20 protein-coding genes are annotated in these 24,108 nt (G+C 55.7%); 9 read left to right on the plus strand and 11 right to left on the minus strand.

What is annotated here, in order from left to right; translation table 11 throughout:
- Window positions 1-2,007 (minus strand): PKD domain-containing protein (locus H573_RS19600; RefSeq protein WP_027875100.1); only part of this gene is annotated, 2,007 nt, incomplete at its 3' end.
- 265 nt (window positions 2,008-2,272) lie between these two features.
- Here H573_RS19600 and H573_RS0115750 point away from each other — a divergent pair.
- Window positions 2,273-2,818 (plus strand): peroxiredoxin family protein, encoded by a 546-nt coding sequence (locus H573_RS0115750; RefSeq protein ID WP_084498118.1) that lies wholly within the window; start codon window positions 2,273-2,275, stop codon window positions 2,816-2,818.
- On the opposite strand, the gene H573_RS0115755 is transcribed toward H573_RS0115750, so the two are convergent.
- The 6 genes from H573_RS0115755 to H573_RS18610 all read right to left on the minus strand — a co-directional run bounded on the left by H573_RS0115755 (window position 2,815) and on the right by H573_RS18610 (window position 11,268).
- Window positions 2,815-4,317 carry a purple acid phosphatase family protein gene (locus H573_RS0115755; protein WP_234701887.1) on the minus strand — a complete coding sequence of 501 codons (1,503 nt, stop codon included), beginning with the start codon at window positions 4,315-4,317 and terminating at the stop codon, window positions 2,815-2,817. The two genes, H573_RS0115750 and H573_RS0115755, sit on opposite strands and share 4 nt — an antisense overlap.
- A 93-nt stretch (window positions 4,318-4,410) precedes the next feature.
- On the minus strand, window positions 4,411-6,681 hold the full coding sequence (locus H573_RS0115760) for a TonB-dependent receptor (protein ID WP_027875103.1): 2,271 nt from the start codon (window positions 6,679-6,681) through the stop codon (window positions 4,411-4,413).
- A gap of 108 nt (window positions 6,682-6,789) precedes the next feature.
- On the minus strand, window positions 6,790-8,187 hold the full coding sequence (locus tag H573_RS0115765) for a parallel beta-helix domain-containing protein (protein WP_027875104.1): 1,398 nt from the start codon (window positions 8,185-8,187) through the stop codon (window positions 6,790-6,792).
- 41 nt (window positions 8,188-8,228) lie between these two features.
- Window positions 8,229-9,386, minus strand: coding sequence for a cytochrome-c peroxidase (locus H573_RS0115770; protein ID WP_036257042.1), 1,158 nt, complete (start codon window positions 9,384-9,386; stop codon window positions 8,229-8,231).
- Between the two features lie 2 nt (window positions 9,387-9,388).
- Window positions 9,389-10,114 carry a c-type cytochrome gene (locus tag H573_RS0115775; RefSeq protein ID WP_051171379.1) on the minus strand — a complete coding sequence of 242 codons (726 nt, stop codon included), beginning with the start codon at window positions 10,112-10,114 and terminating at the stop codon, window positions 9,389-9,391.
- A 323-nt stretch (window positions 10,115-10,437) separates the two neighbouring features.
- Entirely contained in the window at window positions 10,438-11,268 is an 831-nt protein-coding gene (locus H573_RS18610) for a metal-dependent hydrolase (RefSeq protein ID WP_084498120.1), read from the minus strand.
- Between the two features lie 128 nt (window positions 11,269-11,396).
- On the opposite strand from H573_RS18610, the gene H573_RS0115785 reads away from it, so the two are divergent.
- Window positions 11,397-12,458 carry an AraC family transcriptional regulator gene (locus tag H573_RS0115785; protein ID WP_027875107.1) on the plus strand — a complete coding sequence of 354 codons (1,062 nt, stop codon included), beginning with the start codon at window positions 11,397-11,399 and terminating at the stop codon, window positions 12,456-12,458.
- Between the two features lie 41 nt (window positions 12,459-12,499).
- Here the strand turns inward: H573_RS0115785 and H573_RS19435 are convergent, their stop codons facing one another.
- Together H573_RS19435 and H573_RS0115795 are read right to left on the minus strand one after the other, a co-directional pair.
- Window positions 12,500-14,365: a S8 family serine peptidase gene (locus H573_RS19435; RefSeq protein ID WP_154653933.1), complete on the minus strand. Its 1,866-nt coding sequence runs from the start codon at window positions 14,363-14,365 to the stop codon at window positions 12,500-12,502.
- 170 nt (window positions 14,366-14,535) lie between these two features.
- Entirely contained in the window at window positions 14,536-15,552 is a 1,017-nt protein-coding gene (locus H573_RS0115795; RefSeq protein WP_036257060.1) for a DUF2804 domain-containing protein, read from the minus strand.
- A 174-nt stretch (window positions 15,553-15,726) separates the two neighbouring features.
- Here H573_RS0115795 and H573_RS0115800 point away from each other — a divergent pair, with 174 nt between their 5' ends.
- The 3 genes from H573_RS0115800 to H573_RS18620 all read left to right on the plus strand — a co-directional run bounded on the left by H573_RS0115800 (window position 15,727) and on the right by H573_RS18620 (window position 17,434).
- A complete protein-coding gene (locus tag H573_RS0115800) occupies window positions 15,727-15,951 on the plus strand; it encodes a hypothetical protein (protein ID WP_027875109.1) in 225 nt (74 codons plus the stop codon).
- The gene (locus tag H573_RS0115805; RefSeq protein ID WP_027875110.1) at window positions 15,948-16,634 is read left to right on the plus strand and encodes a type 1 glutamine amidotransferase domain-containing protein; all 687 of its coding nucleotides are present in this window, start codon (window positions 15,948-15,950) and stop codon (window positions 16,632-16,634) included. Before H573_RS0115800 ends, H573_RS0115805 begins: the two co-directional genes overlap by 4 nt.
- A 71-nt stretch (window positions 16,635-16,705) precedes the next feature.
- Window positions 16,706-17,434: a 4'-phosphopantetheinyl transferase family protein gene (locus tag H573_RS18620; RefSeq protein WP_051171381.1), complete on the plus strand. Its 729-nt coding sequence runs from the start codon at window positions 16,706-16,708 to the stop codon at window positions 17,432-17,434.
- Between the two features lie 89 nt (window positions 17,435-17,523).
- Here the strand turns inward: H573_RS18620 and H573_RS0115815 are convergent, their stop codons facing one another.
- Window positions 17,524-18,369 (minus strand): hypothetical protein, encoded by an 846-nt coding sequence (locus H573_RS0115815; protein WP_027875111.1) that lies wholly within the window; start codon window positions 18,367-18,369, stop codon window positions 17,524-17,526.
- A gap of 444 nt (window positions 18,370-18,813) precedes the next feature.
- Here H573_RS0115815 and H573_RS0115820 point away from each other — a divergent pair, with 444 nt between their 5' ends.
- Genes H573_RS0115820 through H573_RS0115830 form a run of 3 tightly spaced genes read left to right on the plus strand, consistent with a single transcriptional unit; the run spans window position 18,814 to window position 21,371 of the window.
- A complete protein-coding gene (locus tag H573_RS0115820; protein ID WP_027875112.1) occupies window positions 18,814-19,263 on the plus strand; it encodes an acyl-CoA thioesterase in 450 nt (149 codons plus the stop codon).
- Window positions 19,260-19,898 (plus strand): GNAT family N-acetyltransferase, encoded by a 639-nt coding sequence (locus H573_RS18625; RefSeq protein ID WP_036257043.1) that lies wholly within the window; start codon window positions 19,260-19,262, stop codon window positions 19,896-19,898. The genes H573_RS0115820 and H573_RS18625 overlap by 4 nt, the downstream gene beginning before the upstream one ends.
- Window positions 19,899-19,910: 12 nt before the next feature.
- A complete protein-coding gene (locus H573_RS0115830) occupies window positions 19,911-21,371 on the plus strand; it encodes an NAD-dependent succinate-semialdehyde dehydrogenase (protein WP_027875113.1) in 1,461 nt (486 codons plus the stop codon).
- A gap of 59 nt (window positions 21,372-21,430) precedes the next feature.
- Here H573_RS0115830 and H573_RS0115835 read toward each other — a convergent pair whose 3' ends face one another.
- Window positions 21,431-22,678 carry a cytochrome P450 gene (locus H573_RS0115835; RefSeq protein WP_027875114.1) on the minus strand — a complete coding sequence of 416 codons (1,248 nt, stop codon included), beginning with the start codon at window positions 22,676-22,678 and terminating at the stop codon, window positions 21,431-21,433.
- Window positions 22,679-22,912: 234 nt separating this feature from the next.
- Here H573_RS0115835 and H573_RS0115840 point away from each other — a divergent pair, with 234 nt between their 5' ends.
- A complete protein-coding gene (locus tag H573_RS0115840; RefSeq protein WP_027875115.1) occupies window positions 22,913-24,103 on the plus strand; it encodes a class I SAM-dependent rRNA methyltransferase in 1,191 nt (396 codons plus the stop codon).
- Window positions 24,104-24,108 lie beyond the last annotated feature (5 nt).

A 24,108-nucleotide genomic window follows, 5' to 3' on the forward strand; every position in this document is an offset into this window, starting at 1 on the left:
CAAGCACTGCTGCGGATTCGAGGTATCGTCGCAAAGCTCGCCCAATAAGTCAGTGGGGTCGACCGGCAGTTCTGGGGGAGTACCTGGGTCGCCACCGCCACAGAATGGCGTCTCACTATTCGGGTCAAACGCGCTACAGATCGCATCCTGACCGTCGGTTAAGCACTGTTGTGGATTCGACGCGTCGTCACAGAGCTCGCCCAAAACCTCCTCTATCTGCGATGGCAATTCCGGCTCACCCTCCAAGGGCAAGAGGCACTGTGTTTCAGGGTCTTGGTCGGCACAGGCCTGCAGCTGGCTAAAGACCTCCTCAAATTGCTCCGGATTCGGGGAGAAATCCTCGTACGGCAACGGGCACGCTGTATCGGGGTCGCCGTCAGTACAAATTGCAAAACACTGCTGGTAGGTACCGGGATCCGCTGGATCACAAACCGCAGGCGCGGGAGCAACAAAGACGCTGACATGGTCGTCCGCACTGAGTGCGCCATCACTCACGGTTACTTTGAATGTCAGGGTTCTTGACTCGCTAACGTCTGGTGCCGTGAAACTGGCGACCTTTGTATCGGCACCGGTGAGTTGGATATCCGTATCGTCAGTCTGCTCCCAAGAATAGCTAAGCTCGTCGCCATCGGCGTCACTTGAAGCGCTGGCGTCGAGAGTGACACTCTCGCCGGATATCGCATTCTGGTCATCGCCTGCATTGGCAACAGGAGACACATTCTCTGGCTCAGTATCCTCAGGGCTTACGTTGATCGTGATGTCATCAAAATCGGTCGCCGATTCGTTATCCGAAACCGTTAGGCGAAAACGCAGCTGAGTAATTACCTCAACGGTGGGCGCCGTGAAGCTGGCCTCAGCGGTATCGCCATTTTGCAGGGCAACACCATTACTAACCGTGTTTCCATCCTCGTCGATTTGCGACCAGCTATAACTTGTTATTTGACCATCTAGGTCTTCACTATTACTGCCGTCGAGTACAACAACTTCGCCTGACTCAACGTTTTGGTCGACACCGGCATTGGCGACAGGCCGTGCATTTCCACCACCACTACTGTCGCGCACCAACACAGCAACGGTATCGCTGGCTCGATCGCCGTCGTTGTCTGTCGCCGTTAATGAAAAATAAAAGATTCTGTCTTGATCGACTTCCGGAGCGGTGAAGCTGGGCGTTAAGGACCCGGGATTATCGATTTCGATGCCGCCATTAATCGCAACACCGTTGCGGTCAGTCTGTTGCCAGAGCGTGCCCGTAACATTACCGTCGTTATCTTGTGCGCTTCCCTGTAGGGTGACGCTGCCAGCTTCAGCAACGATCAGGTCAGCACCAGCACTGACGATCGGCAGCTCATTGATATTGCCGGTGCGTCGCTGCTCTTCGGTGTCTTTTACTTCGCTTCGAGCCGCGTCCTCGTCGACAATATTACTTTCACTGCAGGCGGGTATTCCTCTCGCCGCTTTTACTTCGCAGATAAATTTCACTGCCGGTTTATCGCTGTCGGAAAACATATCCGGGTCAGTGAAGTCGATGCTATTGACGTAAGCACCAACTTTTTGGGCTGCCTCTGACGGAATTTGTATACCGTTGCCACTATCGCCATCCACGTCCAAAGACTGGAGCAGGCGCGCCAGGTTTACGACCGCCGGAAAGTCATCCATTACCTCATCAGTGCTGCTGCCACTGTTCGCCGCTGCCCGAGCACCGTCAACAAGATCCAGCAAGGTAATGATGGCGGCCCCTTGCGCACTCCCTAGCGAAAGCCCCCCAAGCCGGAAAGAAACGGCATCGCCCTGGCGGTAGGAAAATACCCCATTCACATTGGTGAGACCGCTGATCGACGAGCTGCTAACGAAGCCCGCACCCTTAACCGGGCTATCTATCAGCCGACCCTGTTCGATAGGTTTGGGTGATGTTGTCCCGCCACCAGAATTAGAGCTTGAGGAAGAGGAACCTCCGCAGGCAGCAAGACCAACGGACAATACCGCAATGGCAAACTTTGATAATGACATATGAACCCCGGTTGGGCCGGAAGGCCTGTTTCTTATTGAAACATTCAAAATGTCTACCTGCGCAATCAAGGCGAGGTCTGACATTTCATTATTATTTTTCTAAACTTTTACGTTAAGTTGCACAGCAGGTCAAGAATCGTGCCGTAGCACCAAAGAGGAAAGGTAATTTCTGTGAGCCAATCGCACAATCGTGCGGCGGGTGTAACAAAGTGGGGACTTGTGCGTCACACAGGTCGATAAGTATAACCTTAACGTTGGAGACTGTATGACAATTCTAGCCGGCGACCGCGCCCTACCTCTACGTCTGACCGCCATAAATGGTAAGGAGTTCGACACAGCCAGCTTAGCAGGCCGACCGTATATGCTGTCGTTCTTTCGCTTTGCCAGCTGCCCTTTTTGCAATATGCGGGTTCATGAACTGGTAAAGCGTTTCGATGAATTTACTAACGATTTTACGGTGGTCGCGGTGTTTGACTCACCGCTGGACAACCTTCAGGAGCACGCGGCAGACCATCACGCCCCCTTCCCGATACTCGCCGATGAAACCGGCCAATACTACGAGCGCTACTCGGTGCAACGCTCAATACTCGGGGTGATAAAAGGTATGTTGACGCGCTTGCCCACAGCGATACGCGGTATGTGCAAAGGCTATGTGCCGACCACAATCAAAGGCAGCATGACAACCATGCCAGCCAATTTTTTAATTGACCGCGACGGCATTGTTCGCGTTGCTCACTATGGCAAAGACGAGGGCGACCACCTGCCCTTCGATGATCTGCTAGCTTTTTGTGCCACCCAGGACAAAGCCTAGCAGTGTCTTAAATCGTGGCGATTTCGCTCGCGAGTATGCCGGGAGATTGCCTCGTAATCGGCGAGCAGGATGTCACTACTGCGAGCCGGCTTGGCGCACAATTGGCAAGCAATTTGCGGCTTGGCGCTTATCTCGAAGCTGTCCTGCAGTGAAAAGTCGCCGGTAATGTACTGCCGTCCTCCATCGCTCAGGTCCAGCGGCGGCGAGCCATAATACTCGCCGCGAATCTTTCCGGGGCTAACCGCATAGCGGCAAAAACCAACGCCGATAAATTCAGCCGCAGACCAAATTTGCGGGCCATTTTCATCGAACAGGCGAATAGAGGCGCCACCCGTTCCCACCAGTACCTGCACATAACCAAGAGGGTTAGGCAGCCCCAGCCCCATAGGCTTGGAGCGCTGATACACATGGTCGTGACCCACCGCTAACAGGTCGACGCCATAGCGCAGCATAATGTTCTCTTCTAGCGCCACCAATGTGGGGTTAGCCGGGCTGCGACCGAGCTGATCCGTCCAGATTGTGTAGTGCTGCATAACAACGATAAAGTCGATCTCACCACGCGCTCGACGCAGTGCTGCCTGAGCCAGGTCGACCTCAATATTGATAATCTCTTCAACGAGGGTGCCGTCGTTGATCAAGGCCCCGGCCGTTGTCACAAGAAAATGTACGCGGTTGTAGTCGAAGGAATAGAACGAGCTGCCGGGGCTCCCCTGACCAATCACCGAGCTCAAGGGTTTGGGCGGGTGAGTAAAGCGGTTTTTAAAAGCCTCGCCACCAAAATCTTTTTGCTCGTGATTGCCCGGCGCGGTCATGGTAATGCGGTGAGCCAGCAGCGGCTCCATTTGCTCAAACCAGGTATCCCAGATTGGCTGGTCGCCATTCGCGTAGCTGAGATCCCCCGCAATCATAATGAGGTCTGCGGGTGTTTTTAGTACTTCCGCCGTCAGTTGCTGGGGTAGATCGCCAATACCGTGGTCGCCAAAATGGATAAAGCTCCACTCGTCCCGCGGCGACGGCGCAACCACATACACCGGAGACCAACCGCCCTCATCTGACCCCACGCGGTAACGCATAGGCTTTTCAGCATCAATCCCTGCCGCCGTGGCGCGGTGAGTAAAGCTCTCCACCCCCGGCGTTTCGTCGGCACTCGCATCGACGAAGTGCTCGAACACCTGCTCGGCGATATCTGCCTCGCTCATGCTCTCTTCAACTACACCAAACTCCAAGCGAGACTGCGGCGGTTCAAGGCCATCGGTAAACCACGTTACCGTGCGCGAGGTGTGGCTGTCGCCAACAAAGCTGAGGTGCAAACCTCTTGGCGGGATGGGGCCCGGCTCGGCACTATCGGGTATCGGCTCAGGCTGCGGGTCCGGGGGAAGTGGCGAATCGACAGGGCCGCTGCTTGATGAGCTGCCCGAGGAGCCCCCACACGCGCTTAGGGCCAACCCTGCCATGCTGCCCGCCAAAAAACGGCGACGACTTAAACTGCTTGAAGACACAACGGCTCCCCCGATATCAAGATCGCGGGAAGTGTAGGTGGTCAATATGAAAATCTGGTGACAGCCCAGTAACTGTCGCCAGAAAACGCCGATTTAGAAAAAGGCCTTAAAGTCGACCCCGTAGGTGAGTGGATCAACAATGCCCACGTGGTAGGTGCCCAGTACATCGCCGGTTAAACCACCGGGCTGCGAAACCCGCTCGTTCTCCAATAAGTTTTTGCCCCACACCGCAAACTCATAGCCCCCTGACGGGGTGATAAAACTCACGCGGGCATTGAGCAGCTCAGTATCATCGCCGTAACCGGGGACCCGGTTAAACTCATCCAAGTGGTCCTCGTTCTCGCGGTCTGTATTCTCCTCGTACACATAGTCGAGGTGAAACAGCAGGGTACCCGCAGCGAGCTCTGGCGACCAATCTAGGGTGAGCGTGTATTCCTGAGGTGTTGTCGCGGAACGATTGTCGGCGGTAACAAAATTACCCTGCGCATCGTAGTGTGCCTCGCGGCTGGACTCCTGCTCGCGGTAGGTGTAAATCACGCCAAAGCGGAGCGACTCGGTGGCCAACCAATCTAAGGTGAGCTCAACGCCGCTGATATCTTCATCCGTGTTAATCACCGTCGGCACCGCTGCGCCACTGCCCGGCTTCTGCGACTCAATAGCCTCCTGACGGTCGTCGATGGTCATTTGGAATAGCGCCAACTGCGTTCGAATCGTCGTGGCTAAAAAGTCGCCTTTTATCCCCAGCTCATAGTTGTTAACGACCTCTGGTTCCAGAGGAACATCCCCAGAGCCGGGGTTTAACGAGTCGTAGCCACCAGACTTGTAACCCGTAGAGTAACTGGCGAAGGCCATCGCTCCCTCGGCCAGCTGATAGTTCGCAACCAGGCGGCCGGTAATTTTGTCCCAGCTTTCGCTGGCACGCTCAACACCATTGGTGTTGAAGAAAAAGTTTTCCCCTTGTAATTGCGACAGCGGGAAATCGGTAAGCGGTGCATCCCAGCTGAACTGCTTGTCATCTTTGCTGTAGCGCAAACCGGCTAGAATATTCAGCCGGTCCGTTACCGTAAAATCAACGTCTGAGTATACGCCGTAGTTTTCAAAGCCACCGATATTGGTCATCGTCTCGGTAACATAATTACCGGCAATCACCCCTCCGATTAACGAGTTGAGCACGTTGGCGGGCAGGCCCAACATGTCGGAGGCCAGCTCGACGACAGCGCCGTAACTAAAGGTTAACGCGGTGAGCTGGTAGGTATCTTCAGTGCTGTAGTTAACACCGAAAACCATGTCGACATTTTCCAGCGCGATATTGAGCTGCGCCTCGAGATAGCTGATATCGGAGTCTTCGATGTTGTTGGTATCTACATAAACATCTTCAACGGCAGTACCGTCTTCATCTTGCAAGTTATAGGTTTCGAATTCGCGGTGGCTAGCGATCAGACTCAAGGTACTGGCATCGTTCACATCAAACCAGAGTTTGCCGACCACGCCATACATATCGCGACGCTCTCCGGGCTTGCGCGCATCGGTACTCACTTTCCTATCCGTTGGGTCGGGAAAATCCGCGTATTGCTCGCTAATCCCCATCATCGCCTGCGGGCCGTTATCGACCTTGTCGTAATCCGCGGATAGCTGCATACGCAGCCGATCGCTGGCCTGCCACAACAGTGCTACTTTGGCGAATTGGTTATCCTGCTCTCGCGGGTCCGGTCGCGATGGCCCCTTATTGTCGACCACGGCATCGCGCTGGTTGTGCAGCACATTGACTCGCAAAGCCAGATTGTCGCTCAGCGGCACATTCCCCATGCCCTCAATGCGAACGAGGCCGTAATTCCCGAGCTTCGCGGACAGAAATCCCTCGCGCGCCTCAAGGTCGGGAAGGTTGGAAACGAAGCTGACCACACCTGCTGCGGCATTACGCCCAAACAGCGTGCCCTGCGGGCCTTTCAAAACCTCGACACGGTCCATATCTGAAAATGGTACCGTTATCGCCGCGCGAGGAAGGTAGACACCATCCAAGAACGTGGCGACGGAGGGGTCGCCACCGGTACTGATGTTAGAACTTTCAATACCGCGGATCACAAAAGAGGACTGGGTAACACCGCCAGCATCCTGAATGTTAGTCCCCACTTTCAAGCCGGGAATATAGGCTTGAATGTCGGTCATGGTTAAGGCCCCGGTATTTTCCAGATCCTGGGTACTGAAGGTATCCACGGTTACCGGCACCGTCATGGCACTCTGCTCCCGCTTCTGCGCGGTGACCACAACTTCCTCCAGGGCGAGGTTGTTTGCCGCCTGCGCGCCTGTTGCCACGGCGGTCGCGGCGATTGCTGCGCCTATTCGCGCTCGATGCCCTGCCTTCATGCTTTACCCTCTTCGCTTCTCACCATGCTGCGCGGCGGCTTGCATTCGAAAAGAAGAGCGGCGTTCTGGTGACGCCGTCACAACTCACAAGCCTCGGTCGTTTATCTCTTACTTCTCAATCTCTAGCATATATTCTGCCACTTTGCGCCTTAAATCCTCCGATAGATGCGATTGAGTTGGCATAGGCGGATAATCCGGACGAATCTTGTGTGGGTCAGCAATATAATTGGCAATGCCCTCTGGGTTCTTGTGGTACAGGGCTTGGATAGCCAGTGTGGGCGGCCCAATCATCCGCATATTGTAGGCGTGACACCCGGCACAAATACCTTGATAAAGCCGCTTAGTACGGTCCTCATCATTTTCGATTTCTCGTGGTGGTGCACCATCAGCAAGCAGGTAGGTATCAATATCGTGCGTATTGGTTCGTTCGCACTTGCTCCATTTCTTTAAGCCAAAGGTGATGTACTGTTCTTTTTGCAAGATGCAGTTATCCGGCTCTTGGGCAGAGCCGTTATTGGCAAAAATATCCGGGCCGCGGCGGGTGAATTGCGTGAGCATGGCCGCTTTAATTTCGGGAACAGGGTCAGTGCCATTGTCATACATTAGGTTATCGAGAATGGCGATGCGATCCGGGTTCGGCTCAGATTCGGGGTCTGAAGCAATATCGGTAACAAAGCCGAGATCGGTAATTACGATACCCGCCGTCGTGTTACCAGAAATGATATTGCCCTCGACGATCACATCGTCCGCCGCCATGATAACCACACCGATACCGCGTGGTACCTTGGCAACAATCGAGCCCGGCGCACCAAAATTTTCGGTATTGTTATTCACAACAAAGTTGTCGCGCAGGATCACATCGTAGGCGGTTTTAATCGGTAAGCCAGGGGTAATGAATACCAGCAGACCTGCCGTATTGTTGTGGGCATAGTTGTTTTCAACAATCGCATGCCGGGTGTTTTCAATTTCAATTCCCGCCACGTTGTCAAACACTTCATTGTGGCGAACCACAACGTTGTCACACATGCCAACATATATCGCCGCATCTTCGATACCACTGAGCACGTTGTATTCAATCAGGCCGTTTTTACCGAACTGAGGGAATATGCCGTAAACGCCAGTATCAATAACCCGGTTATAGCGGATGACGTAGTTATTACCGGCCTGCCCCATAATGGCATTGCCTTTGTAATGCTTAATGGTCAGCCACTCTACGGTAACGTCGTTACCGGAATACAAAATCGCGTCATTGCGTTTGTGCTCGCCGTCGAGTACCGGCCACTCCCCCTCAACCACCACGCCGCGCAGGGTGATATTGTCCTTATCGATATAGACGCTTTCTTTGTAAGTACCGGGGTGAATTAAAATCACATCCCCAGGGGCAGCCGCGTTCACGGCCTCCTGAATAGATTGGCCATCTTTCACGGCAAGCTCAGCGGCAAAGGCCGCACCTGAAGTGATTAACAAACACAGCCATAGCGCCAACTTGGCAACGGGCTTTTTCATGGTTCTGCTCCTTAGGTTTTCTACCCAGGCATTGATTGCTATCAATGGCTTCCCAGTACTGGCGTCAACCCTGACGGCACGCGCTCGGGCAGTGTCGGCATATAGCTTTCGTCAGTCAGTGTTTTCATAAAGTCGACGAGGCGATCCAACTCCTCATCGGTGAGATTCGGCTCCCAAATATGCCAGTGCAGGCTGAGCTTCTCGCCCGCAGGTACGGCGTGCCCCCGCCCGCCGTTATAAAACGCCGTGGCATCGCGCAGCGTGGCAAAACGCCCCGAGTGCATATAGGGCGCCGTCAGCGCAACGTTGCGCAAAGAGGGCACTTTAAAGCCGCCACGCTGCGAAGCATCGCCGGTCACGCCCTGCACGCCGGGGTCAAGTGCTCGCCCGTCCGGCTCTGGCGTCCCCAGTACCGCAACCTGCTGATTAGTAAACAGCGGCGGGGTATGACACTCCGCGCAGCGCGCCACAAACGAGCGGAAGATATTCATCCCTTCAATTTCCTGGGCGTTGAGCACGTCGTGATACCCGTGGGCATAGAGGTCGTAACGACTGTTTAATGACACCAGAGAAGACTCGAAAGCGGCAATCGCGGTGTATATCTGATCCAACTGAATCGATGCGTCACCGCCAAAGGCTTCGGCAAATAGCCCCGGGTAATGCGACGAGGCGCGAAGGTCGGCCAGCAATTGTGCCGGGCTGTTCGCCATCTCCACCGGGTCGTAGAGGGGCCCCTGCATTTGCGCCTCCAGCGAATCTGCCCTGACATCCCAGAACAAGCGCTTAAGAAAACCGACATTCCACAAACTCGGCGCCGATCGCTTGGCAAGCTGGCCTTCGGCGCCAATGCTCAGTCCACGTCCATCGGCAAAGCCTTTACTCGGATCGTGACAGGAGGCGCAACTCAACTGGTGATTACCCGACAGCACTGGGTCAAAGAACAGCAAGCGGCCGAGGTCAATTTGCTGGGGGCTAAAGCCTTCTCGCAGCGTGGGTAAGCCAGTTTTCAGCCCGCCCACACCACTTTTTTGCAGCGACCGGTAATCGCGATACAAGCTCAACAAATAGCAGCCGCCATCGCGCAAGGTAAAACCCGCCGGACAAAATTCATTGAGTTTCCACGTTTGTTTAGCGTGGACAGCCGGCAAAAAAAACAGCAGCACGAGGCAAGGCAGCAAGGCCCGCGTGTAAGCACTCATTGCTAGTCGGCCAGTGACTGAATATACGCCAGGACATCGCGCAGTACGGCTTCGTCTGGCAGGGAATCCGCCATCATCGCCATTTGGTAGCCGTATTTATCGGCCTCATCCGCACCGCGTATACCGTCTCGAAAATGAATAAATTGACGCTCCAAATACCAGTCATCAACCCCCGCCAAGGCAGGCGCTTGCAGCAATTCAATCCCTTCAGCCGCGGGGCCATGACAGGCACCACACAGGTTGCTGTAGTAATCGGCGCCGCGTTTTAGGTCACCGCTGAGCGTCGCTGCCGCCGCCTGATTTCCCATCGCCGAGATGTACGTCACGACCGCGTCGACCGCCTCACTGTCGGGTAAAGTCTTGGCGATTGCCTGCATTTGCTGGCCATAGCTGTCTTCGGGATGGCTGCCGCGCAGCCCCGAGCGATAGGCCTGCAACTGACGCGTCAAATACCAGCTTTGTTGGTTGCGCAGCGACGGCGCGCCCAGCGACTGATTACCCTGTGCCTCATCGCCATGACAGGCCACGCAGGCCTGATAGAGCGCCTTGCCATCTGCCCCCGTCCCCTCGGCCAGTAGTTGCTGGGCTGCCGCTGCGGCTTGTTCACTATCTGCCGATGGCCCCTGGTCAGAACTACACGCCACGACGGCAAGCGAGCACAGCACCACCGCCAGGCGGCGACAGCGCTTTAAGTTATGCAAGTTGAAATGACCAGACACACTTTTCATGGAGCCGCTCCGTAATCCTATGTAGAACTGGCCGCGACGAGTGGTGCGGGCCAGTATTATTATTTTTATTGAGCATAGACCGTGCCATGAAAAAGCACAGCCAATACACACAGCAAAGTTTACGTGTATTACATTGACGATACCCGCTTCCGCTATGCCTGTTAAGCCCCACACACATTACAATCGCGTAAAAAATATGCCCACGGTATAGGTTTATAAAAATTCTCTTATTTTTCATTGAGATAAAAAGGCCCCTTCGCGAGTAAAAAGGGGCAAAGGCATCGAAAAGGTCACTGAAATGAGAGATGCCTCTAAGAGGAAAACTAGCGACTCACTTGGCGAGCAGCGACATCGGGATAGCGCAACTGCCAATCGTTAATCAGTGCACGCTGGTCAATATCATCAGGGTGAAAGCCACGACGAAATGCCTTCAAAAAGTGCGGCATTGCCTCCCTCATCAGCCCGCCCCGCCCCCAGAAAAAGCACAGCGCTTGCCAGCGCTCACGCCACGTCACACGCCTGCCATCCGCCCGCAGTAACTGGCGCTGAAACACGCTGATGCGGAAGAAAAAAAGCATCAGCGACAGTAAGAGCACGCGCCTGCGCAAAAACTCACTGCCCACGTGTCGACGAAAGACATCGAAGGCCACCGCTTTGTGTTCGATCTCCTCAACCGCGTGCCATACCAACATGTCTCGAAATGTCGGGTCCATCTCGCCCAGCACCTCAGGATGACGCAAAGCGTGCTCAGCAAGCGTTGCGGTAACATGTTCCAAAGACACCGTAATCGCGAGTTGGCGCTGGGGCGACAGGCGTTTTCGCGCTGTATCGAGCAGCGCCTTTGCCCGTGCGGCCACCTTTGCCATAGGAAAGCCCTGGGCCTCTAAAGCACTGTTGAAGTCTTCATGCGCCTTGCCGTGGTGGGCTTCCTGGCCGATAAAGGCCCGGATACGCTGCATCAGCGCCGGGTCGCTAACCTCGGGCTGGTAGTGACGTACGGTATCAATAAAAAAGCGCTCGCCGTCGGGAAAGGTCGCCGACATCGCATAGAAAAAAGTCGAAATCAGCGGATTGCCACCAAACCAATATTTGTCCATGGAAGCGGGCACTGGAAAGTGCATCCGCCGAACGGTAATCCCATCATTAACCTGCATTATTATTCTCCAATCTGTCGCGGCGCTACGCGCAATCAACCACCCGGCAGAAACTATGGCATAGTGCTTTTACTGCTAGCAGGTTAATTTCTCGCAGCCTCCGGTGCTTTGACGACACAGGACACGTTATGGACGCAGAACAACACGGCGACGGTGAGTATTCCATTTCCAGTGACTACCTGGTGACGCTCAGCGAGCAAGCCTTTGAGCGCGGCATGGCCATTGGGGAACTGCTACAGGGCTGTAGGCTGAGCAGTGAGGTGCTGCTTCTGCAAGACGTCAGTATTGGCCACCGGTCTTTTCTACAGGCTGTGAGTAATTTTCAGAAAATTGATAACAACCTGTGGTCGGCGCTGGAGGGCGGCCGCCGGATGACGCTCTCCAAGCACGGTTACCTGGGCTACGCCGCCCAGCATAGCCGCAGTTTGTCCGAGGCCGCGGACAAGCTGTATCGCTATGTGTCTACCCGTATTAACTTTGTCGCCCTCGAGTCGGGCCAAATGCACCCTGAGATGAACGAGCGCAGCGACCGTGCCATGTTGTGCCTCCGGCCACTCGAGCCACAACACCCCGCCATGCGCTACGTCTGCCTGTCGTTACTTTCCTGCCTGGACACCTTGTGCCGACAAATACTTGGACGCGGCGCGGCGCAACTGGCAAGCCATATCACCATGCAGGGAGAGGCTCCAAACTGCCCGCCACCGGCGCTCCCCGGCGGCTCCAAAATCAGCTTTGGCGCTGCAGTTTACAGCCTGTCGTGGCCGAACAGCATCCTCGACCTGCCCCTTGCGACCCGCGACGCCGACCTGGCAAAACTGGCGGAAGCGCGCTGCGAAAATGACTTGCGACGCAGTCTCTCTTCACAACGCCTATCGTCGCGGGTGCTCGCGCAGCTGCAGCGCAGCCAGGGCGAGTTACCGACCATTGACGACGTTGCCGCGAGGCTCAATATGTCTACCGCGACCCTGCAGCGGCGACTGAAAACCGAGCAGTGCAGCTATCAGCAGTTAAAAGATCAGTTCCGGCAAAAGCGCGCCCGCGAGTTACTCAAGCAAGCGGTAAGCATTGAGTTAATCGCCGAGCAGCTGGGTTATAGCGATGCCAGTAATTTTGCGAAAGCCTTTAAAACTTGGACAGGGTTGCCGCCCAGCGTCTACCGCCAACAACTCAGGAAAAAATCCGAGACATAAAAAAAGGCACCCGAAGGTGCCTTAGCTGAAGGATATCCCGCTTAGGGATTGTCAGTGTAGAGCGTGTAATCCCCACTGCCACTGTATGACTTCACACGCCAGCGGTAAGTACCACTGGTGCCGCTGTAGGTCACTTCTTCGTTTGAGCTCGCCGTCTCACCGCTGGCCACGCTCGACCAACTGCTGAAAAACAGGCCACGGCTATATTTTTCCAGAATGAGGTCGAAATCGGCATTCGCAGGGCCCTCTAGCAGACCATAGAATTGGCCACCATTGCTGGAGAAACCGCCGCTGCTCGGGCTGTAGTCATTGTCATTGCTGCCGGAGAGCGTGCCACTGGTTTGCTCACACTCAGGACAGGGGCCCGCGCCAGGCTCTTGCAGGCTCAGCAGCTGGCTATCTGTATCCTGCTGGCCAGCAGTGTCGCTCACGGTCAGCGTAACGGTAACGTCGCCGTAGGCCGCGTAAGTATGGCTAACACTCGCGCCAGCGGCCGAGCTTCCATCGCCAAAGTTCCAGCTGTACTGCTGAATGCCCTGATCGTCAGACGATGCCGACGCATCAAAACTACAGCTGAGTTCATTACAGCTATAGCTAAAGGACGCCACTGGCGGGAAGTCGACACCTTCACCTTGCGCGATCTGCATCAGCAGGTTGGGTGAACCACTGCCAATGCCACTCAATTTATTGCTGGCACCATCTTGCAGCAGAGCACTGAAAACGGTGGCCGGAGCCGCACTAGGGTTTTGCGCGAGAATCAGCGCCGCCGCCCCTGCCACGTGTGGCGAGGCCATTGACGTACCGCTGATGGTATTAGTGTCGTTATCGCCTTGGTACCAAGCTGAGGTAATGGCCGAGCCCGGCGCAAAAATATCGACACAGCTTCCCTTGTTTGAGAACGAAGATCGCGAGTCGGAAGACGTTGTCGAACCAACAGTAACCGCCTCAGCGACGCGGTTAGGTGAGCCGCTACAAGCGTCGGTATTGTCGTTACCAGCAGCCACCACAAAGGTCACGCCCGTATTAATCGCGCCTTTTACTGCTTCATCCAAAGCGGTGCTGTTGCCACCACCCAGACTCATATTGGCAACGGCTGGCGCTTGGTGGTTTGCCGCGACCCAGTCCACACCGGCAATAACTCCGGAGTTAGTGCCCGAGCCATTACAACCCAGTACACGTACCGGATACACTGTGGCGCCTTTTGCCACACCGTAGGTGGTACCCGCAGCGGTGCCCGCTACATGGGTACCGTGACCGTTACAGTCATCGGTATCCTCCGGGTCAGTGCCGCCAAACAGCCCGCCCGACGAAGCGAAGTTGCGACCGACACCCATGCGACCAGAGAATTCGTTGTGACTGCTGCGGATACCCGTATCGACGATATAAACGTGAACACCGCTGCCATCCACACTATAGGTGTACTGATTATCGAGCGGCAGTGAAGGCTGGTCGACGCGATCAAGCCCCCAGGTTGCATTATTCTGTACGGCGGCGATAGACACCGTTTGGTCCTGCTCAACGAGTTTCACCAGTGGATTTTTGGCCAGTAGTGCTGCCGCCTCTGGGCTCATTTTGGCCACGAAACCGCTGACCGCATTCTGATAAACGCCCAATAGCTGGCCACCCACTGTCGCCAGCAACTCATCCACCAGATCTGGCAGAGGCAGCGCCCCAAGCAAGCTGTCTTCTGCTTTTTGCAGCAGCACAATATATTGACCGTCTATCGGCTCACCTGCGGTCAGTCCGTCAGAGACCGAGGTTTCAAAGGTGCCCAGCTGCTGAGCATCGTCTTGCTGCGCGGCACTCTGCAAGTTCTCGCCATCGCCCGAACCACCACTACCGCCGCCACATGCTGACAAGCCAAAGGCCAGCATCGAGCTCATAATCAGCGCTCTGTTTTTCATCATTGAAGTGCATCCCCAATCAATTTTTATAATGTCCCAACAAAAAACCGACCCTTTCTTCGGGCCAGCGACGACTATAAACAAAGCGCGCTTACTCAAACTGTTAACTGATGCTGATTGGAGAACTGGCGCGACTCAATTGCCTCGTTTTGTGACAGCGATCAACAAATGTCCTACCAGCGGGCGAAGTGATCTTCTGCAAAACCCCACTGCCCCGACAATTCCAACTCCTCGCCAGGCAGGCTGATTCGGCCATAATATCGGCCAAAAAACTGGGTAAAGTTTGAAGCGATCACCACCGCGTTGCGCTTTTCACTGCGCTGACCCGCTGGTTCAAAACGCAGATCCAAGATGCCATCTTGCGATCGCATACCCCACGGGGCCTCACCGTCTTGACGGTCAAAGTCGAACACAACGGTGCTGAGCTTCACCATCTGGTCATCCAGCCAAAGTGCATTTTCGGTATAGCCCGTATCATTCACGCCGGCGACCAAATTAAAGCCGATGCGACGGCCATCACTGAGGTGGGCTGACAAGCTTCCCCAGTTCCAGAACGTCTCGCGCCGCATATAACCTGCACTCCAATCCACCCCCGCCAGCGCCGACATCGCGGCAAGATCGTAGTCGCGCCCCTGCCACCGCACACTACCCAACACAGGCCTAGCCGTGGTCTTCTGGGTATACACCCAGCCCGCATAGCCTGCTCGCGTGCAAATAGATAAGGGTTGATACCCCTGGTCTTCGTCGATGATTGCGTCGATCTGCAAACCACTGGCAAGCGATACACTGAGGTGGCGTTGGCCGGGCTCGGCGACAATCTTTACGCTATTTTTCCCCGAGCAAAAATGCGCCTCGCCGTTATTGGGCTGGGTGTGAATGGCCGTTTTCAGACCGAGGGGCTGAACAAAGCTGAACTCATCGTACTCACCGCTATCCGGCGCATAGCAATAGACAAAGGCATTGCTCACCCACTTCAGGTCGACAATCGCCACGCCAATTATCAACTCGTCACAACACAGCGATAAAAACTGAAATTGGTTAAACGCAAAGTGGCGCGCCAACTTGCCTCGCGGCTTATCCATTGCGTTGCGCAGGTCATAGTCGCGGTAATTGATATCGCCTACGGGTCGCTCAAAAACGCCAAAATGCGGCTGCCCATTCGCCTTGATTAACGCTGCTAAATCACCCACCTTCACTTCTCCATCGTTGACGGCTATACCCTTCTAAACGGCGCCTATGGTAGACCAAAGCGCCTGAAGTCAACAGGTGAGACATGGTCATCATTACCCACAACTAGACGCTCGCTGCCTTTCTCACTATGGTCGGCCTGTCGGCAATATCGGGAACGCCCGCAGGAGACCAGCATGACGGTGCGCGGCGTTATTATTTTCGATGAGCACTACCCAGCATTTGCCCCGACGATGCAGCAGTGGCTAAGCGACGGTAAAATCAAGTTCCACGAGCACCGCGTAGAGGGCTTGGAAAATGCGCATCAAGCCTTTATCGACCTCCTAGAGGAGCGCAATGTCAGCAAAATGCGTGTCCAAATAAGCGCCGAATCACAGCAAAAAATACAGGAAGCACTATGAAGATTTTGATGGTTCTCACCTCTCATGACCAACTCGGTGACAGCGGCGAGAAAACCGGTTTCTGGCTGGAAGAGTTTGCCGCCCCTTACTACGTTTTTCACGATGCGGGCGCCGATATTACGCTGGCCTCACCGGCCGGTGGGCAGCCCCCACTCGACCCCAAAAGCGCCGCAGCCGATGCCCAAACCCCGGCAACAGCGCGTTTTAATCAGGACGCCGACGCTCAGCAGCGTCTCGCCCATACGCAGCGCTTAAACGATATGCGTGAACGCGACTTCGACGCAATCTTCTACCCCGGCGGCCACGGGCCACTCTGGGACCTGGCAGAAGACCCGCATTCAGTGCTGCTCATCGAACAGTTTATTCACGCCGAGAAGCCCGTCGCCGCGGTCTGCCACGCGCCCGCCGTTTTTCGCCACAGTATCGCCGCGAATGGCGAACCCTTGGTCAAAGGCAAACGCGTAACGGCGTTTAGCAATAGTGAAGAAGAGGCTGTTGGGCTTAGCAAAGTGGTGCCCTTTTCTCTGGAGAATATGCTGGGCGAGCGCGGCGCGATTTATCAAAAAGCCGAGGACTGGGCCAGCCATATCGTTTGCGACGGCCTGATCTTTACCGGCCAAAACCCCGCCTCGTCGGCGGCCCTCGCCGAAGCCCTGCTAGCCCACCTTGCTAAAGGAAGCTAGATACTAGCCCGGCGCGACAGCGTGCGCCGGGCAGCCTACAATAGTGGCGACATTCTAAGAACCTGCTCGCCATGCGTGAACCCTCACGACCAGCCACTCCCCCGCCCGCCTTTTTGCACGGCTATCAGCAAACCGGCGCTGCTTCTGAGGGCCTGATACGCCTGAGCGCGGGATTTGATAGCGCGGCGTTCACACACTCGTTATTTGAACAGTGGTCACTGTATTGCCCCGACCATATTGCCGACTCAATTACCAAGCGCCAGGCAGAGTTCTTCGCCGGCCGCTGGCTGGCTAGTCAGGCACTGGGTCAGTTTGGACATCAACATTTCACCGTCTTAGCCGATGAAAAGCGCTGCCCACTTTGGCCGACCGGCACCGTCGGCAGCATCACTCACAGCGACAGCCAGGTTCGCTGCGCCATCGGCCGAGCCAGTGTGTATCAAACGCTGGGTATCGATATTCAACCCTCGCTGAGCGAAACCGCAGCACAGAAACTGCAACGGCGGATTTTGTCACCAAGCGAAGTGCAGTTATTGGCATCGAGCACACTGCCCTTTGCTGTAGGGGTCGCGCTGAGTTTTTCGGCGAAGGAGAGCATCTATAAGGCGCTCTACCCCATCGTGAAGCGCTATTTTGGTTTTGCCAGCGCTCGCCTGGTCGCGGTAGAGGCTTGCGCCCAGACATTGGAATTCACTATCGACGACGAACTCTCTGCCCTACCCGACTGCCCCCGTGCAGTCAGCGTGCGCTATGAGTACACTCAGGAATTTGTGTATACAGAAGTCGCGCTATCGAGATAACGGCCAAACCAATAGGCAAAAAAACGGGCACCCTAGGGCGCCCAAGTAGATGCTGGAGAAGCATTTGCCCCGTAACCCGGGGCGAGGTATCACATTGCCAGCGGCTGGCTGACCACTGGAATTGGGGGAAGCAATTCGATTTCGGCGCTTAAAATGGTGCCGCCGTCGCTGAAGTAGGTGGCCAGCGATGCGGGGTCATCTTTTAAAGCACCCAGCAGAGGGACGACCGCAAACAGCGTGTCGGGGCCAAGGCCTGAACCGATGGTCGTTAGCGACTGCGGGTCGGCAACAACACCAGTAATAAAGCCTTCAACGGCACCCACGGCCATTTCCACCTTTGCCAGCGTCGCGTAGTCAGCGAGTGCTGGAATGTCGATAATTGCGTCCAGTCCGGGAATACTCAGGTCACCGGTACCCACTGCTGCGATCTGCGCCAACGGCAGGAAGTCAGCGCCGGGCAATCCGCCAGTGCCCAAACCATTCAAGATACTCAGCAGGGCATCCACACCCGGTAATTGCGGTGTTTCAGATGACAGCAGTGGCAGTGCATCCAACAGATCACTCAGCCCCGGAACATCACCAGCACCTGCTCCGGCGCCGTCCATACCACCAATGCCCAACACGCCGACGAGGGGCAGTGAATCCAGACCGGGGAGACCGCCGCTACCGATATTACCCAGTACATCGGGGAGTGCTTCCAAGCCTGGCAGCGGCAGCGCGTCTAATCCTGGCAAGCCTGCGCCAGACAGGCCATCCAGGCCCGCAGCGGGATTCGTCAGTGCATCGAGGGGCAGCGCGCCGATAATAGGCAGACTGCCAAGGCTCGTAAGCAGACCACCAAGAACAGGAATTTGTGCCGCCTGGGCATGGCTAAAGCTGGATGCCGCCAGCGAGACACTTAGGGCAAGGCCATTTCTTAAACCGCGGAAAGACATGGTAAAGACTCCGTATTTATCATTTATTGCGAGACGTGCCGTTTCGAGTAGCCATCAACGGCACGATCCTACGCGCAAGCTCTGCAGCAAAATTTGAACTCGCTCACATTTGACAACATCGCCACATATTAAATGCGTTATAAATAAACACTCTGCTATCAGTGAGTTATTGCGGGCTACGTTACTATGCACAACTACGAAGAGTAATACGTAGATACACGTATCTTAACAAGTGTTTACCTGTACCTTGAAGCCTATCCCAATGAAACACAGCCCCGACTTTGCGCTGTAACTGAGCGCGTCGGGGAGCGCTATTACTGACCAAATTACACATTGAGATCGCCTTGCCATAGACTGCATGGGCAAGCCCTTATTGACGGCTACCACGCTTTCAATTTGCGCTTTATAGACGTACTTACTGCACCGAGCTCGAAGGACACGCCGATGACCGCATCACCGCTAAGCCAGCGCACGCACTACCGTTGGTTTACCCCAATCACCACACGCTGGATGGACAACGACGTCTATGGTCACGCAAATAACGTGAACTACTATTCGTGGTTCGACACAACCGCGAACCGGTATTTGATAGAGGCCTGTGGACTGGATATTCACCGCGGCGAGCAAATCGGATACATCGTTCACAGCGAGTGTTTCTACACCTCAGCGGTGGCGTTTCCAGACGAGCTGGAGGGCGCGCTGTGCGTCAACAAACTGGGCAATAGTTCAGTAGAGTACGGCGTAGCGATTTTCCGGCGGGGGGAAACCACCGCCGCCGCACACGGCCGCTTTACCCATGTGTTTGTTAATCGACAAAGCGAACGCCCCATGCCGATGGCCCCTGCGCTTCGGCAGGGCCTGGAAAAAATTCAACGGGAGGCCGAGCTATCGTGACCACCGCCGCATTTCGCCAATGCCGACCCAGCGATAGGGAGAAAGCCCTACCGCTTATCATCAGCTCCGGCCCGGAAGCGTTCCGCTACGTGTTCTGCGACCGCCAAAGCGAGCAACTCACGTCGTTTTTAGAACGCGCCTTCGTCGCCAAAGGCAACGAGTTTAGTCACGATCAACACCTCGCTCTTATCGACAAAGACCAGCTCGTCGCCGTGGGCGCACTGCGCTACGCAGAACAAACCCATCGCTTCACCGTCGCCGCGATGCGCCTGATTTTCGCCCACTATTCACCGCTGGCTGCGCTGCGCACAGCCTGGCGCGGCCTGCGCACCGAGTCGGTTATCAAGCCGCCGGGTAAAGGTGTCGCCTTTATCTATCAGCTTGCCGTCTGCCCCGAACAACGAAGCCGGGGCTTTGGGCGGCAAATGATCGCCGAGCTACTATCCCGCGCCAGGCAGCAAGGCTACTGCCGCGCAGGCCTCAATGTGTCGGTGGAAAACCCCCGCGCCCAAGCCCTGTATGAGCAACTCGGGTTTCGCGTTCAACGAGAATACAGCGGCCGGCTGCGCAGCCCCTATGGCTACGTACCGGGCCAGCGGTATATGGAATGTGAACTTCACGCCACCACGCAATAAAGGAGAGCAAGCATGCAGTTGCAGCGCCCCGATCTGCTTCGCGACGACAACTACATTAACGGCCAATGGCAGGCTGCCGCCAGCGGCCGACGCTTCCCGGTAGAGAACCCCGCCAATGGCGAGAAACTAAAAGAGGTTGCCGATGGCGGCACCGCCGACATGGACGCCGCCATCACGGCAGCTGATGCCGCGCAAGCGGCCTGGCAAAGCGAAACACCCAAAGCCCGCGCGCAGATTCTGCAGCGCTGGTATCAGTTGATCATTCAACATCGCAGCGATCTCGCGGCGATCCTCACCGCCGAACAAGGCAAAGTACTCGCCGAGGCAGACGCCGAAATTGGCTATGGTGCCAACTATGTTGAATGGTTTTCTGAGGAGGCCAAGCGCATCGATGGCGACATTCTCGCGGCGCCGTCGCGCGACAAGCGACTACTGGTCATCAAACAGGCTATTGGTGTGGTTGCAGCGATTACGCCGTGGAATTTTCCCAACGCCATGATCACTCGCAAGGCCGCACCGGCATTGGCGGCGGGTTGCTGCATTGTGATCAAACCCGCCCATGAAACGCCGCTCAGTGCGCTTGCCTTAGCGGCACTGGCCGACGAGGCCGGCTTCCCCGCCGGCGTATTTAATGTGATCTGCGGCACGCAGGCCAGCGACATCGGCAGCGTGATGACAAGCAGCCCGTTGGTGCGCAAAGTCAGCTTCACCGGATCGACCCGCGTCGGCAAAATCCTGATGGAACAGTGCGCCGCAACGGTTAAAAAAACGTCCATGGAATTGGGCGGCAATGCGCCATTTATCGTATTTGACGACGCCGATATAGACGCCGCCGTCGCCGGCGCCCTGGCGTCTAAGTACCGCAACGCAGGCCAAACGTGTATCTGTAGCAATCGCATCCTGGTACAGGGTGGTATCTACGATGCCTTTGCCGCGCGCTTTGCCGCCGAAGTCCAAAAATTCCGGCTCGGCGATGGCAGCGATAGCGATGCCACAATGGGGCCCCTCATCACTCTCCAGGCTTGTGAAAAGGTCACCGCACTGGTCGACGATGCGCTGTCGAAAGGCGCCTCCGCCATTACCGGCGGACGTCGCGCCAGTATTGGCGAGCGTTTTTTTGAACCTACTGTGCTGCGCGATGCCACGCCAGCTATGCGGGTATTTGAGGAGGAAATTTTTGGCCCCGTTGCCCCCTTGTACCGCTTCGAGGATGAACAACAGGCAATCGCGCTGGCCAATGACACTAACTACGGGCTCGCCGCCTACTTTTACACACAGAATTTAAACCGCGTCTGGCGGGTGGCAGAGGCCCTTGAGTACGGCATTATCGGCATTAACGAGGGAGTCACGTCGAGTGAAATAGCACCTTTCGGCGGTATGAAAGAATCGGGGATCGGTCGCGAAGGGTCGAAATACGGCATCGACGACTACGTTGAGCTGAAATACCTGTGTCTGGGTGGCCTGGACAACTAGCGGCAATCTTCAGGCAAAAAAAAGCCCCCAAAAGGGGGCTCTTAACACGGCCGCTGCACTTAGACTTCTGGGTCAAAAGTAATCGGCATGGCTTTAATGGTGTTGATGAAGAACGAGCGCATGTAGGTTACATCGCCGGCAAACTTGGGGTTGCGCAGGCGTGGGATCAGCTCTTCAAAAATAATATTCAGCTCCATACGCGCCAGGTTCATGCCCAGGCAGAAGTGCTCGCCGATACCAAAAGAACGGATCTCGCGACGCATATTCGGCAGGCGCTTAGCGCGGTGAATATCGAACTTCATGGCATCATCACCGTAGGCGTCTTCGTCGTGGTTGACTGCATGGTAGTGCAGCACAACTTTGTCGCCTTTTTTGATGTTGTGGCCATTCCATTCGATGTCCTGAGTGGCGGTGCGGCGCATCGCGATGAACGCGGTGTTATAGCGCAGCATTTCCTCGACCGCATCGGGGATGTCTTCAGGGTGATCCACCAGGTGTTGCAGCTGCTCGGGGTGCTCGATCAGCAGACGCATACCGTGAGCGGTTGCGGTACGAGTACTCTCGTTACCACCGACCATAATCAGGATGAACATCCAGGCGAACATTTCCTCGTCGACTTTTTTGCCGTCAACTTCACCATTCAGCAAGGCCTCAACCACGGGGCTGGTGGGGTTTTCGCGCTGTTTGGCAGCCAGTTCGGCAGCGTAGGCAATAACCTCAAAGCTGACCGCGTTGGCCTCATCGCGACTGGTCGCCAAGTCGGGGTCATCGGCGAAGGCCATGATGTTAGTCCAATCGAAGAACTGCTTGCGGTCTTCCTGGGGCACGCCCAGCAGCTCCAGAATTGCCATCAAGGGCAGCTCGGCAGCCACATCTTCAACAAACTCACACTCGCCTTTCTTGGCAACACGGTCAATGATTGAGCGCGCACCTTTGCGCAGCCACTCTTCCATGTTTGCCACTGCCCGCGGCGTGAAAGCATCGCGAACAATTTTGCGATACTTCATGTGCTTGGGTGGATCCATAGCGATAATGATGTTTTCGTGCATCACCGCTTGGATCTCTTCCTCGCCTTCGGGCACTTCCATCGGGAAGGGGCCTTCAATGTTAGATGAGAATAAATCCGGGTTTTGCGAGACGAAATCCAGCGCATCACGCTTTACAACGGCCCAGTACGGCACGCCATTTTCGGGGTCATCCATGTACACCATTGAACCGGCTTGGCGAATCTTCGCCAGCTCTTCATAGGGCATACCGTTTACGTAAGTATCCAGACTGAGCAGGTTGGTAAAGGGACACTGGCTCATAATTGTTTTCCTCAATTACGCCCGGCACGAGGGCTATTTCGATTATTTACCGCGTGACGACCCGGGAAGGCGGTCATCTATAAACCCTAAAAGTAACAGGTCATTAACCAAATTTCGAGTTCATAAACGGTCAGGCAAATAACTTTATCGGCAACATTAAGATAGTCAGCTTTTCTGGCACCAGCGAGCACAATCCCCGATAATGCCGCCTTTCGTCACCACCGAGACAACACAATGACCCTGCCTACCCTGCGCCTTGCCAAAAATGAAGAACGTCGACTGCGCGGCGGCCATCTGTGGATCTATAGCAATGAGGTCGACAAACAGGCCAGCCCCCTGAAGAGTTTCGAGGCCGGCGAGCAAGTGATTGTCGAGTCATCCCAGGGCAAAACACTGGGTGTAGCGTATATAAACCCGCAGTCGCTGATCTGCGCGCGGCTGCTCAGCAGCGGTCAGCAGCCCTTTGGCCAGGCAATGATTGAACAGCGTATCGCCCAGGCGCTGGCACTGCGTGAGCAACTCTTTTCGTCGCCCTGCTACCGGCTTGTCTACGGTGAAAGTGACTTGTTGCCGGGCTTGGTCGTGGACCGTTTCGGCGACCACCTCTCGGTACAGTTTAATACCGCGGGTATGGAAGCCCTGCGCGAGCCCGTACTGAAAGCGCTGGATAAACTACTGTCACCGGCGTCAATTTTACTGCGCAACGATGCCTCGGTGCGCAAACTTGAGGGCCTGCCCAGCGAAGTGGTCTGCGTCCACGGTGAGTCGCCCGAAGACGTTGAGTTAACGGAGAACGGCGTGCGTTTCCTGGCGCCGCTGAGCAGCGGCCAAAAGACCGGCTGGTTCTACGATCAGCGCCCCAACCGGGCTTGGTTGCGCGACATCGTTAAGGATAAGCGCGTGCTGGACGTCTTCAGTTATGTGGGCAGTTTTGGCGTGCAAGCCGGCGTTTTTGGCGCTCGCGAGGTCTGGTGTAACGACGCCTCCGAACTGGCCCTGGAAAAAGCCCATGAGAACGCAGCGCTTAATGGCATCGGCGAGCGCTTCAACACCCTTCAGGGCGATGCCTTTGCGGCGCTCAAACAACTTAGGGAAGACGGCCAACGTTTCGATGTCATCATCGTCGACCCACCTGCCTTTATTAAACGCAAGAAAGACCAAAAAGAAGGCATTCAGGCGTATCGGCGCATCAACGAACAGGCCATGCGCTTACTCGAACCCGGCGGCTATCTGTTATCGGCCTCCTGTTCGATGCACATGCCTCGCGAGTCACTCCTGGATATTGTGCGGGCCGCGTCGCGCCATATCGACCGCCATGCACAGATACTGGCCGAAGGTATGCAGGGCGCCGACCACCCCGTACACCCGGCAATCCCCGAGACTCGCTACCTGAAGGCCGTGCTGAGCCGGATCTGCCGCAGTTAGACCTT

The organism is Neomelitea salexigens DSM 19753, from assembly GCF_000422345.1.
GTDB lineage: Bacteria > Pseudomonadota > Gammaproteobacteria > Pseudomonadales > Spongiibacteraceae > Spongiibacter > Spongiibacter marinus_A.